Genomic DNA, 14,735 nt, shown 5'->3' with positions numbered 1-14,735 from the left:
GTAAATAGGATTATAAAAAGTCACCGAAGCCCGGAACTCCGGAGAAAAGCCCGGATTGCAAAAAAGCACATCCAGAAAGGGTTTTCAAAGACAAAAGCCTTTACTTCGGAATAGAAACTTCAATTCCCCGTATCCGGGACACTTTCTCATTGATACTACCTAGCTCCCGCTCAAAATCCTGCAGGAATTTAGGGACAGCATCCCCTGGCACCGCACCCTGAGCTGAAGGCTTGATAAGATTTGCCTGCTCAAGGACTCTCAGGGAATAACGCACCTTATGGTTCTGCATCCCGGTAACTTCTGCAAGTTTAAGGATTCCTATGGGACCTTCTTCAATTACCTTTTTGAGCACAATCAGGTGGCGCTCTGCAAGGTCAAGTTCAGTTCCAATTTGCTCAAGAAGCATCAGACAACCTCGTTACTAAGTTTTCCGATTCCCTGGATTTCAACTTCCACAGTATCTCCTCTGTGCAGTTCACCAACTCCAGGAGGTGTACCGGTAGCTATTACATCCCCAACTTCCAGGGTCATAATCTCGGTAATGAATTCAATGAGATAAGGAATATCAAAAATCAGGTTTGAAGTGCTTGATTCCTGTCTGGTTTCCCCGTTTACCCTGCAGGCAATCTTTACATCAGCAACATCAATTTCTTCTGTAGAGACGATATAGGGCCCGAATGCTGCAAAAGTATCAAAACTCTTTGCTCTTGTCCACTGCCCATCCTTTTGCTGGAGATCACGTGCAGTCACATCATTAAAACAGGTATAACCTGCAATCACGTCTTCGGCTTTTTCGGCTGAAATATTCTTGCAGCGCTTTCCGATTACGACTGCGAGTTCAGCTTCATAGTCCACCCTCGAACTGGATGCTGGGTAAATGATCTTGTCCCCATGCCCTATAACCGCAGAGGGAGGCTTTAAAAAAAGAACAGGGGATTTAGGGACTTCCATGGAAAGTTCTTCGGCATGATCTTTATAGTTCAGGCCAACACAGACGATTTTAGAGGGGAATGAGGGTGGTAGAACGCGAAGTTCCGAGAGTTCAAATGCCCCGGCAGAGATCCCTCCATTGGGATACACACGCCCATCTTCGATTTCCCCATAAAAAATATTATCTCCTGACCTGAACCTTCCAATCATATCTTTGCCTTCCTCATCCTGTATTCGTGGAGCTTTTTACCTGCTCTCTTTCATTTTTTTAAATGATATATAGAAACTTAAATTTTAACTCTTCGCCCACTGGCATCCCGGGAATATTTTCCGAGTTCCGAACCAATGAGTTGAACCCCGGAAAACACAGGCCCGTCCTTGCAGACCCGAAGCCCGGAATGGTCTATGCAGCATGCCCCGCAGACTCCGATGCCGCATTTAAAATAGCGGTGGAGGCTGAACTCTGCCTTTTCCAGAGCCTTTCTCTCTTCAAGGAGCCTGAAAACCGAAGACATCATTATTTCAGGGCCGCAGACTGAAATTCTGTCATAGGCTGCCATGTCAAGGCTTTTGAGGACATCAGTCACAAACCCTTTAACTCCTTTTGAACCGTCGTCGGTAGAGACATAAACCTTTCCAAGGGCTTCAAATCGCCCTTCAAAAAGCAAGTCTCCGGCACTCCGTGCTCCAAGAATAGTATGCACCTCAGCGCCTGCAGCAAAGGCTGCCTCGGCATAAGGAGATAGGGGAGCAGCTCCGACCCCGCCAGCTATAACAAGTATTTTTTCGCCTTTAACAGGAAGGGTAAAGCCCTTTCCGAAAGGACCCCTGAGCCCGAAAGAATCTCCTTCTTTTAACTCAAAGAGCTTTGAGGTTGCCTCCCCTACCTTCTGGACAGTTATGGAATTATTTCTGGAAAGGCCCATAGGAATCTCGTCCACGCCCCTGATCCAGACCATTACAAACTGCCCCGGCCCCATATCCTCAAACCTGGGGTCAAAGAAAAAAGTCCTGACAGCAGGGGATTCTTCAGTTATCTGTGTTATTGTAGCATTAAGAGGAAGCATCAGACCATCTCGTGGGCAAGCCCTATAATTTTCTTTATATCCGAATAACCTTTCCTCTCAAGGAAAGCCTCTATTCCTGCACCGATTTCAGAGAAGATATCCAGCCGGTCATATACCGCAGACCCGACCTGGACAGCGGTTGCCCCTGCCATCATCATTTCCACGGCATCTTCCCAGGAAGAAACTCCTCCTACACCGATCACCGGTATTTCCAGGGCAGTGTAGAGGTCGTAGACGCATTTGACGGCTACGGGCTTGACAGCCTTTCCAGAGAGCCCTCCTGAACGGTTTCCAAGCACAGGATATCCGGATTCAATATCAATAGCCATTCCTTTTACTGTGTTGATCGCAACAACGGCGTCCGCTCCCCCGGATTCGGCTGCAGTCCCTATACAGGTAATATCTGCAACATTGGGGGTCAGCTTGACCCAGACAGGAACGTTAACAACATCTTTCACAGCCGCCGTAACTGCCTCTACCAGGCAGGGGTTTGAACCGATTGCAGCCCCATAACCTTCAGCGTGGGGGCAGCTCACGTTCAGCTCGAAGGCATCAGGCTTTGCAGGAAGCAAGCCCTGAGCAACTTCAGCAAACTCAGACGGATTCCCGCCGAAAATGCTTGCAATTACCGGAGCTGGAGAGTTATTTTTTGCAAACTCGAGCTCCTGCAGGAAGCTGGGATAGGAAGGGTTCGGAAGCCCCATAGCATTTAAAAAGCCGCAGTCCAGCCTGACCATGCTGGGGTTGTGGTGTCCGGTTTTCGGGGTGGGACCTATGGATTTGGTCACAACTGCACCTGCGCCCCCTTCACGCGCAACCCTGCAGAGGGAAGCGCCGGTTGTCCCGAGCACCCCGGCTGCAAGAATGGTCGGGTTTTTTAATTTAAGTCCGGTGAGAGTATACATTACATAACTCCATTTCCTGCCCGCGGGCAGTCTCTGTATCAATAATCGTATGAACCTTCTGTACCGCAGGCGTCTCCGGAGATCTGAAGGAGCGCTTCTTCCGCCAGCCTCTTACCCCCCATCTCCACAAGCCTGTGCCCCAGTTTCCTGGCTCTCTCAATACCACCAATCATCGGGATAGACTCCTCAACCCGGACAACTTCTCTGCCATCCAGGGAAAGGACTTCAGCCAGAACATGAATTTCTTTCTTATCAGGTTTAAGCTCGGCATAGGAGCCAATAGGAGTTGTACAGCCCCCTCCAAGTTCAGAGATCAGGATGCGTTCGAGTTCAGTAACAATCCGGCTCTCGGTATGATCAAGTTTGGAAACCGCAGCTTCAGCCTCAGTGCCTGCCCTTGTCACCACTGCAACCGTGCCCTGGTTCGGGGAAGGGCAGAAAAACCCAGGGGAAAGGATTTCTCCTTCAAGGTCCCAGCCCATACGCTCAAACCCTGCCTTCGCGAGCAGAATACCGTCATACTGCCCTTCTTTAAGCCTCCTGAGCCTGGTGTCGATATTGCCTCTGAGCTCCTGAGTAATAAGGTCAGGCCTGTAACGCTTGATCTGGGCAGCCCTTCTCAGGGAGCTGGTGCCTATAATGGACTGTTCAGGCAGTTCGTCAAGAGTAGTCCCATCGTATGTAATCAGGACATCAAATGGAGTGTCACGCTTCAGAACTGCGGCAGTAGGAAGCTCCGGCGGGCGGATTGTGGGCATGTCCTTCATCGAATGGACAGCGATGTCGACCTCTCCTGCAAGCATGACATCGTCCAGTTCCCGGACAAAAGCCCCGACTCCTCCGGATACGGCATGCAGGGGACGGTCAGTAAACCGGTCTCCGCTGGTTTTTATAATCTTAATACTGGTTTCAACGCCCTGTTCCTTGAGAAGGCGTGCAACATTCTCGGTCTGGGCAAGCGCAAGCTGGCTGCCCCGGGTACCTATGATCATTTGGAATCCTCAAACGTTTTAAAAGATAAAATCTTCAGAGATTTTCCATATAAGCTTCAAGGGTCTTTTCAAGGTCTTCTTCGCTGTGGGCTGCAGATATGAAGTTAGTCTCAAACTGGGACGGAGGCAGGAAAACCCCGCTTGCAAGCATCCTGTGGAAGAATGCAAAGTAGCCATCCTTGTCACACTTCAGGACCTCCTGGTAATTATGAGGCTCTGCCCCGAAGAAAATCTTGAACATGGAAGCAATTCCGCACACATTATAGTCAAGTCCTTCGTCCTCAACGATTTCCGAGAGCACAGTGCGCATGTAATCTCCGGTTGAATTCAGCTTTGCGTGAATATTTTCCTCTTTCAGGTAATCAAGCATGGCAATGCCAGCTGCCACCGAGCAGGGGCTTCCGCTGAAGGTCCCTGCCTGATAGACAGGCCCGGAAGGTGCGATCATTTCCATAATTTCCCGGCGGCCGCCAAAGACCCCTATTGGCATGCCCCCGCCTACGATCTTTCCGAGGGTGGTCATGTCAGGCACGACCCCGAAGTATTCCTGCGCCCCGCCCATTGCGAGCCTGAACCCGGTAATAACCTCATCGAAAATGAGAAGTACATCATTTTCCAGCGTGAGCTTTCTGAGTTCTTCCAGGTATCCGGGTAACGGGAGAACAGGGCCTATATTCCCCATTACAGGCTCTATGATCACTGCTGCAAGGTCGTCCCTATTCTTTTCCACAAGTTCGGTCATTGTTTCAATATCATTATACGGAGCCTGCAGGGTATGTTTGGTGAAATCTGCAGGAATGCCGAGGGAATCGGGCTCTCCAAGGGTAGTAGCCCCTGAACCGGCCTTTACGAGCACCGCATCATGGGCGCCGTGAAACCCGCCTTCAATCTTGATGAATTTATTTCGGCGTGTAAAGCCGCGGGCAAGGCGAAGGGCACTCATGGTGGCTTCCGTGCCTGTAGAAACGAAACGGAGCATATCAATGCTGGGATAATAGCCTGCAACCTTTTCTGCGAGGGTTACCTCAAGCTCGGTAGGAGTTCCGTAGAGCCAGCCTTTATCGAGCTGAGTTTTTATTGCCTCCTTTATTACCGGATGGTTGTGCCCGAGGATAGCAGGACCGTAGGCAAGGCAGTAGTCAATATATTCGTTTCCGTCAAGGTCCCTTATCTTCGAACCGTCCGCAGAAGCGGTATAGAAAGGATAGGGTTTGATTGCGCGCACCGGACTGCTAACCCCACCAGGGATGAGGGTCTTTGCTTTCTCATACATCTGTCTGGACTTATCAAGTGTTACCTCAAACGTCATGGAAATCTCACCGGATGGACTTAAATGTTCAATAAAGGACTGTAAATAGATTAAATTGAGTAAATTAAAGGGACTAGATTAAATTGAGTAAATTAAATTGAGTAAATTAAAGGGACTGGATTAAATTGAGTAAATTAAAGGAACTTTTGAGTTAAAAAGACCTGAAATAAAGGTCAATTCCCGGACTGAAATAAATTCCTGACTTAAAGTTAATCTTTAAGCAAAGCAGGCTTTATTTTTCAAGTGGGCTTTCAGGAGTGAGCTTCTGGATTAAGCTAATGCTCTTTTCTGTGCTCCTTATTATCTTTATAACAGAGCCTTCACCTATTAAGCAGTTATTGATGGAAGCCATTGATAATAGCATACAGGCAAAAGACAGGCTTAAAAACAAAAGGTAAGAAAAGGAGGCGGGAAAGAAAACCCTGACTGAAACCTCCTAAAAACAGGAATGCCTGAAAAGAAAGCAGTTACTTCAGCATCCGAGCAGCATCCTTTGCAAAGTAAGTAATGATGAAATCCGCCCCTGCCCTCTTGATCGAAATAAGGGACTCGTACATGGCTTTTTTCTCATCAATCCATCCATTGGCTGCGGCTGCCTTGATCATGGAATACTCCCCGCTTACGTTGTATGCGGCTGTTGGCATCCCGAACTCACTCTTGACCCGGTATATGATATCCAGGTAGGGAAGCGCAGGCTTTACCATCAGGATGTCTGCCCCTTCTGCCACATCAAGGGTTACTTCCCGGAGAGCCTCGTCACTGTTTGCAGGGTCCATCTGGTAGGTCGAGCGGTCCCCGAAGGAATACCCCGATTCAGCAGCTTCCCTGAAAGGTCCGTAGAAAGAAGAATGGTATTTTGCGGCATAGGACATAATAGGAATATTCTCAAAGCCGCTGAAGTCAAGCGCCTGCCGGATTGCGTCTACCATTCCGTCCATCATTCCCGAAGGAGCTACCATATCAGCTCCGGCTTTTGCATGGCTGATAGCAATTCTTCCGAGGACTTCAAGAGTAGGGTCGTTAAGGACTTCTTTAGTTTCAAAGTCGATTATCCCGCAGTGCCCGTGGCTTGTATACTCACACATGCAGATATCCGTGATCACTACAAGTTTGTCTCCGAGTTCGGCTTTGATTCTTCTGACAGCTTCCTGAATGACGTCAGTTTCCCCGCAGGAAGAGCTGCCCTCTGCGTCCTTGAATGCAGGCACTCCAAAAAGGATCACTGCAGGAATCCCAAGCTCTGCAATCTCTTTTGCCTCTTTTGCAACTTCTGAGAGAGGAAGATTGTATATTCCGGGCATGGAGGAAATCTCAACTGGGGAATCGATATTCTCGTTTACAAAAATAGGCATGACCAGGTCGTTTGCGGATAAGGTAGTCTCCCGCACAAGGTCCCTGATTTTTCCCGTCCTCAACCTTCTTAACCTGACTTCTGGAAACATGTGATCACTCCTGAAATATGAATTGTTTTACCTGTGAATTCGTTAAGAAATATTAACTGCTTTACCTGTGAATTGCTTTAATTTGGAGATTATTTCTGCCTGTAATTGCTTCTGCTTTCCTTTACGTTTCGGCCTTAATCTTTTACAGCATATTGCTCTTTAACCTGTGCCTGTTCTTTTGTGCAGCCGGGTTTCACGTTTTCAACCCTCACCCTGTCTTTATCGAGGCAGAAGACCTTTGAAACCACATCAAGAAACTCTTCGTTTCCGAGTTCTGCAGCCTGGCGGAGGACTTTGGTAGGCTCGGCCAGGATCTTGTTGACAATTGAATGAGTGAGATCATCAAGCACCTCGGTTTCGATCTCCCCTATAGTATGATAGGCACTGAGCCGGTTAACTGCTTTTTCCCGTTCCCTTACGCGGACATCATAGACCTGCCGGTAAAGCTCGGAAATCAAACGGTCAGCTTTCTGGCGTTTGTACTGGAGATTTAAAAGCCGGATTTCGTCCTGGATAATGGCTTCAGCCTTTTTTGCTTCTTCTTTTCGCATCTTCAGGGTCCTTTCACTGATGACCCTCAGGTTATCGATATTGCAGAGCTCAACATTTTCGAGTTCCGCGACGGATTCCTCAATATCCCTGGGATTTGCGATATCGATAAGAAGAAGTTTTCGATCCCTGTCCTTCACGGCTTTTTCAATAATCTCCCGCGTAAGGATATAATGGGGAGCTCCAGTGCCGCTGATCACGACATCCGCACCCGGGAGATAGGACCTGATATCATCAAGCTTGACCGCGTGACCTCCTAGCTCGTAGGCGATTTCTTCGGCTTTCTTAAACGTGCGGTTTGCAATGTAAATAGCTTCGATATCCTTTTCGGCAAGAGCCTTTGCAACCAGGACTCCGATTTCCCCGGCTCCGATAACAAGCACGGATTTTCCTGTGAGCCCCCCGAAGATATCTTCAGCAAGGTCTACAGCTGCAGAACCTATGGAAACCGAACCCTTATTGATCAGGGTCTCGTTCCGGATCTTCTTGCCCACCTGGATAGCCTTTTCAAAAGCCGTATCAAGGATTTTTCCGGTTGTCCCGGCTTTCTTGGAATAGGCATAGAGATCCTTTATCTGCCCCAGGATCTGGTCTTCTCCTACAATCATGGACTCGAGTCCCCCTGAAAGCCTGAGCAGGTGTTCCAGAGACTCGTCGTGCCCATAAAAGTCGATGATGTGGGTGGAAGCTCCCATTTCCTTTGCAAAAGAGAAAAGTATACTGCTGCTTTTGGGGGAAACTATGTAAATTTCAACACGGTTGCAGGTTTTTAAGACGACGCACTCGTACACATACTCATGGTTGTACAGGTTATGGAGCAGCCCGTCCAGATCTCCGTGCCAGGCGGATTCCATTTCCTCAACCTTCGCTTTTTTATGGGATATAACCATACTTGAGATTTCTGTCACAGAGAGCCTCCGGATAGAATGAATACAGGAAATAGAATGAATAATATAAGGAGTTGTAAATTAAACTTTGTCCAGAAATCCTCAACCATTTTTCACTTAAGGGTTTCTATATAAAGGGTAATTAAAGAATCATCAGCCATTTTTCACTTAAGGGTTTCTATATAAAGGGTAATTATTTAAAGCATTTTCATTCACAGAACGTTTCCTTTCGCAGAGTAACCCTTTTCCTTTCAATATACTCTGCATGTGCCTGTGAACCTCCAGCCTGATTTTACAGGTCGGAATTTCCGAAATTATCTGAGATTATGGCATATGCGATTTCTGCTGCCTTTTCATATGATTCGGAAAAGCCATTCCAGACACTTTCGCTTTCAAGGACTTTCCAGAGAAGGGCTTTCCTTTTCCTCTGCTCCTTTATGTGCAGTTTGAGGTAAGTCCTTAACTCGTCCTGAAGCCGGATCATATCGGAATATGCAGGAGTTATCACGCCTTCGATCTGCCTGCGGGTGTATTTAGAGACCGCAGGACTGTGCCCAAGGGTGGAGATCCCTATCACAAGGTCTCCTCTTTTGATGACTGATGGGATTACAACATTACCTAAAGCATCCACCTGATTAATCAAAATATCGCTTTCCCCTGCAATATCAGTGATTTTCCGGTTAAGTTCGGAACTGCTGGTTGCAGGAATAACAAGAAAAGCCCCTGAAATGATTTCCCTTAGCTCGGAATCCGCTGCCGCCGTAAGGTCAAGCCGGAGCAGCCTTGCCTGCCCTGATGCTCCAAGTTCCTGCAGCCTTTCGGAGAAATCAAGGCTGACAACGACAGTATCCGCACAGCCGCAGAAAAGCTCAGCCTTGCGCTCCCCAACAGAACCGCCTCCGAAAATCACGATTTTCCTGCCTGAAAGGTCAAGCATTAGGGGGAGAAAATTATTTGTTCCAGCCATTTTCAGGGACCTCGATATATAAGATGAATTAATTAGTCAGCCCTTAAAGCCTGACTCCTGTTTTCTTGAACTCCCTGTCACTGAAGAAAAGGGTATAATCCTTAACTCCGGTAGCTTCCGAAATCCTTTCAGCCACTTTTTCGCAGTCTTCGGGAGTATAGGAATGGACCATTGTAAACAGGTTGTACTGCCAGTCAGGATAACGGGGGCGTTCATAACAGTGCGTAACTTCGGGAAATTCAGCCATGATATTCCCTACCGTTTCGATCTGCTCATCCGGGACATTCCAGACACACATTGCATTGGCTGTTATGCCTATGGCTCTGTGCCCGATTGAAGCCGCAAAGCGACGGATCTTCCCGGCTTTCTGGAGGCTTTTAAGCCTGTCAACAACCTCCTGTTCACTGATTCCAAGTTCGGCAGCAAATCCCCTGAAGGGAGAGTGTGTAATCGGAATTCCGTCCTGCACGAGTTTTAGCAGTTTTACATCCGTTTTATCCATTTTTTTCACCTGATATCAAACTTTACCTGGATCTTAAACAGGTGCTTTGTAGGAAGATCAAGAAGAGGACAGCCTGTTTTCTCCCGAATTTCGCTGAGAATCCTCTCAAGCCTGTTTTTATTAGGAGCAGAAAGCGTAAACCAGAGATTATATTGTGCAGCACTTCTGAGATAATTATGGGAAACTTCAGGATACTCGTTAATAAAAATAGCAACTTCCTCTATGCGGGACTCAGGCACTTTCAGGGCTACAAGAGTACTTACGCCCCCCATATTTCTCATGCTGAGGATAGGGCCTACCCTTCTTACTGCCCCTTTCATGTTGAGTTCACGCAGCCTTTCAATGACTTCAGTTTCCGGAAGCCCGAGAATCTCGCCTAACCTTGCAAAAGGTTCGACTTCGAGGGGGACTTCCTGCTGGACCAGGTTGAGGATTTTCTTATCGGTTTCGTCAAGTTCTATTACCGGAACTTCCCTGTCATAAGGATCCATATCACAGGAAAAATCGGCAGCCTCTTTCTTGAGCTGATCTTTTAAATTATCAATGTCAATCATCTGGATCACTATCATTTTTTCCCAGGCCTGTAAATACAGTAAGGCTCTTCTTCGAGATAGTCGCCCGTAGCAGCATAGGCTCTTGCCCTGCAGCCTGCGCAGACTTTTTTGTATTCACAAATCCCGCACTTTCCTTTAAGCTCTTCGGGATCTCTCAATTTCCTGAAGACCTCGGAGTTTTCCCAGACGTCCCTGAAAGACTGTTCCCTGATATTTCCAGCCAGTACGGGAAGGTAGCCGCAGGGATAGACCTCTCCAACGCTTGATACGAAGCAGAAGCCAGTCCCTCCGAGGCAGCCCTTTGTCATGGCTTCGTAGCCATGGGTTTTTACGGAGATCTCGATGCCTTCTTTTTTTGCCCTCTGGCGCATTATCCTGAAATAGTGGGGAGCACAGGTCGCTTTCAGCTGGATTTCCGATTCTTTTTGCATGTCATAGAACCAGTGCAGAACACGCTCGTAGTCCACAGGGGAAACCTCATCGGATTCTTCCCCCCTGCCTGTGGGCACAAGGAAAAAGACATGGTACGCAACTGCCCCGAGCTCTTTTGCAAGCTCAAAGGTTCTCGGGATCTCCTCAAGGTTGCGCCTTGAAATCGCTGTATTGATCTGGAAAGGAAAATCTGCTTTCCTGAGGACTTCGATGCCTGCAAGAGTTCTATCAAAGGCTCCCGGCATGCCACGGAACTCATCATGGGTCTTTGCAATCGCTCCGTCGATACTTATGCTGAGCCTCTGCACCCCGGCATCTCTTAATTTATCCACAAGCTCAGGAGTAAGAAGAGTGCCATTTGTTGCGAGCACTACTCTGAGCCCGGCATCAGTCCCGTAACGTGCGATCTCGAAGACATCCGCTCTGGTGAGAGGTTCGCCTCCGCTAAGGATGAGAATTGGTTTTCCAAGCTCTACAACTTCGTCAATGAAATGCTTAGCTTCTTCAGTTGTAAGCTCACCTTCAGGAACCGAGGAAGTAGAAGCTCCCCTGCAGTGCACGCAGTTCAGATTGCAGCCCGCAGTAAGTTCCCATGCGATAAGTCTTGGTGCATTTGTCATGGCAATCAGAGATTAATGGTTTATATTAATGGAAGTCAGAGATTTAATGGAAGTCAGAGGGAAATGAGATTTACAAATTAATGATAATTAGGAAGTAAAAATCATAATCTGAAGACTGAATAGAAATCAGAACCAATTTTACTTAAAGTTAATCTAATTAAAACTTGAGAGGTCATATTAATAAAGTAATATTAATATTCTGTCATTTCAAACAATGACCTGTGAAAAGAGAAGAGGAAGTCATGTATTCATCCGAATGGTGGGCTGAAGATTTTATTACTATATTATTATGATACTTACAATCTCCGCCTGATCAGAGGGATGCTCGGACAGATTACATCAGTTTGAGAATCCGCAGCCCGGTAGGGAAATAATTTCTGGATAACGATATAGCATTTGGAAGTTGAGCGTTAGTGGGGGGGCCAGTCTTAAGATTACTGAAAAGCTTGCAAAAAAGAAGCTTACTAAAAACAGGAATAAACTACTTCAAAATAGGTTTTATGTGAGTCTGGCCCCATTTTTTAATTATTCCTTTTTTACGTCATTTCTGTAATGGACACGTTGAATTCTCCACTTTCATTGATTAGTTCAAAGATTACAGTGTTTGTAAGGTGTGGAGTTGAATAATAGGTTGCTGACATATTTTCAGATACAATATGGTAATGATAATCCCCGGATGCGAAGTACAAGTACCCATCCTTAAATGGGTTTGACCATTTTAGTAAAAGCTTTTTTGGTTTTTCTACACTTACAGTTTGTCCTGAATTGAGCTGATAATTTGTTTCTTCAAAATACTCTCCGTTGTATCCAGTAATTCTGACGGTTGCGTTATGTGGGTGTTCATCATAATTCGTGATTGTATAAAGTGGTTCGATTGTCGTGAACGCCAGTGGTGCTATAATAAGAAACATCATAAAGAAAAAGAAAATTAAAACTACTGCCATTATTTTATTAAATAGACTCACCTTATCACTCCTTTGTAAAGTAGCAAAATAACAATTTTTGTTGTTCTGTATATATGCGAAGGCGTTCCTTCTGAAAATTATGCTTCATAATTGCACACTTCAGGAGAGGTTCCTCGCTTTTGTTTGTATTATCAACGCGTATTCTTAACAAGAAAAAAATGGATGAAAAAGATAGGCTATCCAGGATAGCATCTTTTACCCCCTAAAGGAATTAATCCATTCCGGCCTTTCAGGAGGATTATTTTTAAGCATTTCTCTCCACTCTTCATCCGTCAATCTTTTTCCCGGAGGCTGCAAGAACTCATAATAACTCATTACAGGGCCTGCTCCAAGTACGATCCTGCCATCCGGCTGCTTATAGGCTACAACTATCAGGTCCAGTTTTCCGGTCCCTTCTTCCAGAACTCCGGCGGGAGATGTGTAAACATCCGCAACCAGAGTGGACATCTGAGACTTTATATCCACATTCTCAAGCATTGGAGCTATGTTTTGTCCGAAATTCCTGATGAATTTGTACTCTGCATCTGTCAGTTCTTTGTTTTCAAGCTCTTTAATAGAGATTTCCAGCAGTATTTCAAGAGTGTTTTCAAGAGTTGTGAAATCTTCATCTGACTGTTCATCAAGAACTTCCATTTCCGCCAGCCCGCTGTGTGCCATTTTAGTAAGGGCAAGCATCCTTGCATAAAATTCTGGAACTGGTTCCACATATCCCTGAACACGTTTCTCTTTCGGGGGAGGAGGACCTGTAAAGTACTCCTGCTTTGCATAGAGGATGGTATCATGCCTGAGCTCGGTCCAGGAAGCAAGGGCTGCATTAAGCTGTTTATCTTCCCAGGCTTTATTTTGCATGAAGGTGGGATACCCTTCGGGATAGCTTACAAGGAGAGGCTTTAAAGCATATAGTTGAGCCCAGTAGAGGTTTTTATTCCAGTCCTCTTCATCAAAAGCCCCAAATTCTTTTTCGAGAGACCGGTAGCGGTTTTTGTATTCTTCATTTTCGGAAACACCCATATTTTTCAGGTGTTCTCTGGCCCTTTCAGAACCAAGGAGGCCCATGATGTTCAGGGCGGGAGGATTGAGCTTCTGGAGAATATAGGAGTCAGGAATGTAGCGCTGACCCATGAACCGGAACCCTTTTGCGGCCTCAAAGGTTTCGTTTTCAGTTTCAGAGCCTGCCGGAATTAGTTTCCCGGTTCCGCCGTAGATTTTGGGGCTTTCATATTTATCCAGCTCGGTTATCAGTTTTGCAAGGCTTTCATTGTCAAAACTCACTCCGGACCTATCATTCCCAAAAACAGTATCCAGAGCTTCTGCATATTCATAGGGCCCGAGATCATCGGAAAACCCGACATAGAAAGCCGTCACATAGTAAATTCTGTCCCACCTTGCCCGGAGGTTTTTGCTCCTGTCAAAATGGTCAGAAATTAAAAAGGCCTGCATAGTCTGAATTCTTTCTTCATTTTCCTGGTACTCTGCAGCTAATTCTTCTGCCGTTGATTCTTCTTCAGTAATCATGTCCGACTGAAGGAACATACTTATTCGACCGTGCCACATCATGGCCTTGAAATATTTCTCCAGGATTTCCGAGTTAGTGTAGTGTCCTCTGGGCACATACTGAGAATAATCTTCGTTGTACTTGAAAATAGGAGAGGCTTCAAAGCCTTCATGAGATTCTATAAGAGCAAGCTCGGCTTCAACATCATCTTTTACAAATTCAGGAACCTTAAACTGAGACTTTATCTGATTCTCTTCTGGCTGGAGCAGGCTCAAAGCGACCGCAAAGTATGCAACATTTCTTCTTGCAGCTTCCTTTTTCCCTCCTGATGCGCTGTTATAATCATATATGGAGGCTTCAAGAAGAGCTTTGTCAAGTTTCCAGAGCTCGGAGTAAAATTCCTCAGATTCTACCCTTTTTAGCGTCTCATCAAACTGGATGTGATAAAGGTGAAGAAGAGAATCCGACGTAATGAAGATAGGAACATCAGCTATTTTCAGGTCTCGGTAAGTTTCATTTACCAGTGTCTTCCCTGCTATCAATTGATTTTCGGAATCTTCACCTGCAAGTACAACAAACCCGTTTTTGTACAGCAAATTTCTGCTTTCGTTTGTAAGGGGAATTTTCTGAGTGAAATCGTTATAATTTGCAATTTCGGAAGCCTTTAGGGGCAGAGAATAAGCAGGAACTTCAGGCTCGAACTGCAGATTTTCTTTACTGTAATATCCGGAAAAGGAGCTTTGCTTTTCAAGGGTATTGCTCTTTTCAGAGAAGGTTTCTTCAGGAGCAGCTTCTGCGGCATAATTAAATGAACTGTCCTGATCATCTATTACTTCTTCCGGTCCTAAGGTATCATTAAATGAACCGTCCAGGTTATCTGCCATTTCTTCCGGTCCGGTCTCATTGGCCGACCCGCTGCGGCTGTCGATGCAGCCTGATCCGGAGATCAGCGAAAACAACAGTAAGAAGACTATCAGTGCCCTTATTTTCAAGAAAATCCCTCACATTTTAACTGAAGCAGGTAAATAAAGAAAAAACTAAAAAATTTAAGTAACGTTTCCCGGAAGGCATGACCAGGCAAGCCTTGAGACCCTCAAAACCGGCATAATCACGCCTCTG

At 46.1% G+C, this 14,735-nt stretch carries 14 protein-coding genes; all 14 read right to left on the bottom strand.

Annotation, left to right across the window (positions count from 1 at the left end; genetic code table 11):
- Positions 1-100: 100 nt before the first annotated feature.
- The 14 genes from EO95_RS10120 to EO95_RS10055 all read right to left on the bottom strand — a co-directional run bounded on the left by EO95_RS10120 (position 101) and on the right by EO95_RS10055 (position 14,500).
- Positions 101-406, bottom strand: coding sequence for a hypothetical protein (locus EO95_RS10120; RefSeq protein WP_048134434.1), 306 nt, complete (start codon positions 404-406; stop codon positions 101-103).
- Complete coding sequence (locus tag EO95_RS10115; protein ID WP_048134432.1) at positions 406-1,140, bottom strand: fumarylacetoacetate hydrolase family protein; 735 nt, start codon at positions 1,138-1,140, stop codon at positions 406-408. The genes EO95_RS10120 and EO95_RS10115 overlap by 1 nt, the downstream gene beginning before the upstream one ends.
- 77 nt (positions 1,141-1,217) lie before the next feature.
- Positions 1,218-1,997: a dihydroorotate dehydrogenase electron transfer subunit gene (locus tag EO95_RS10110; RefSeq protein WP_048134430.1), complete on the bottom strand. Its 780-nt coding sequence runs from the start codon at positions 1,995-1,997 to the stop codon at positions 1,218-1,220.
- Complete coding sequence (locus EO95_RS10105) at positions 1,997-2,902, bottom strand: dihydroorotate dehydrogenase (RefSeq protein WP_048134428.1); 906 nt, start codon at positions 2,900-2,902, stop codon at positions 1,997-1,999. Before EO95_RS10105 ends, EO95_RS10110 begins: the two co-directional genes overlap by 1 nt.
- A gap of 38 nt (positions 2,903-2,940) precedes the next feature.
- Positions 2,941-3,894 carry a hydroxymethylbilane synthase gene (gene hemC / locus EO95_RS10100; RefSeq protein ID WP_048134426.1) on the bottom strand — a complete coding sequence of 318 codons (954 nt, stop codon included), beginning with the start codon at positions 3,892-3,894 and terminating at the stop codon, positions 2,941-2,943.
- Between the two features lie 34 nt (positions 3,895-3,928).
- Positions 3,929-5,203, bottom strand: coding sequence for a glutamate-1-semialdehyde 2,1-aminomutase (gene hemL / locus EO95_RS10095; RefSeq protein WP_048134424.1), 1,275 nt, complete (start codon positions 5,201-5,203; stop codon positions 3,929-3,931).
- 467 nt (positions 5,204-5,670) lie between these two features.
- Entirely contained in the window at positions 5,671-6,645 is a 975-nt protein-coding gene (hemB, locus tag EO95_RS10090; RefSeq protein WP_048134422.1) for a porphobilinogen synthase, read from the bottom strand.
- Positions 6,646-6,779: 134 nt separating this feature from the next.
- Positions 6,780-8,102 carry a glutamyl-tRNA reductase gene (gene hemA / locus EO95_RS10085; RefSeq protein WP_048134419.1) on the bottom strand — a complete coding sequence of 441 codons (1,323 nt, stop codon included), beginning with the start codon at positions 8,100-8,102 and terminating at the stop codon, positions 6,780-6,782.
- Positions 8,103-8,373: 271 nt separating this feature from the next.
- Positions 8,374-9,048, bottom strand: a complete 675-nt coding sequence (locus tag EO95_RS10080; protein WP_048134417.1) for a bifunctional precorrin-2 dehydrogenase/sirohydrochlorin ferrochelatase — start codon at positions 9,046-9,048, stop codon at positions 8,374-8,376.
- A gap of 43 nt (positions 9,049-9,091) precedes the next feature.
- A complete protein-coding gene (gene ahbB, locus EO95_RS10075; protein WP_048134415.1) occupies positions 9,092-9,550 on the bottom strand; it encodes a siroheme decarboxylase subunit beta in 459 nt (152 codons plus the stop codon).
- 5 nt (positions 9,551-9,555) lie between these two features.
- Positions 9,556-10,119, bottom strand: a complete 564-nt coding sequence (ahbA, locus tag EO95_RS10070) for a siroheme decarboxylase subunit alpha (protein ID WP_048134414.1) — start codon at positions 10,117-10,119, stop codon at positions 9,556-9,558.
- Positions 10,116-11,165, bottom strand: coding sequence for a heme b synthase (ahbD, locus tag EO95_RS10065; protein ID WP_048134412.1), 1,050 nt, complete (start codon positions 11,163-11,165; stop codon positions 10,116-10,118). The genes ahbA and ahbD overlap by 4 nt, the downstream gene beginning before the upstream one ends.
- A gap of 527 nt (positions 11,166-11,692) precedes the next feature.
- A complete protein-coding gene (locus tag EO95_RS10060; RefSeq protein ID WP_235282961.1) occupies positions 11,693-12,100 on the bottom strand; it encodes a hypothetical protein in 408 nt (135 codons plus the stop codon).
- Positions 12,101-12,316: 216 nt separating this feature from the next.
- A complete protein-coding gene (locus EO95_RS10055) occupies positions 12,317-14,500 on the bottom strand; it encodes a DUF3160 domain-containing protein (RefSeq protein WP_048134499.1) in 2,184 nt (727 codons plus the stop codon).
- Positions 14,501-14,735 lie beyond the last annotated feature (235 nt).

It is taken from the genome of Methanosarcina sp. 1.H.T.1A.1 (assembly GCF_000979295.1).
GTDB lineage: Archaea > Halobacteriota > Methanosarcinia > Methanosarcinales > Methanosarcinaceae > Methanosarcina.
This window is presented reverse-complemented; position numbering and strand designations above follow the sequence as displayed.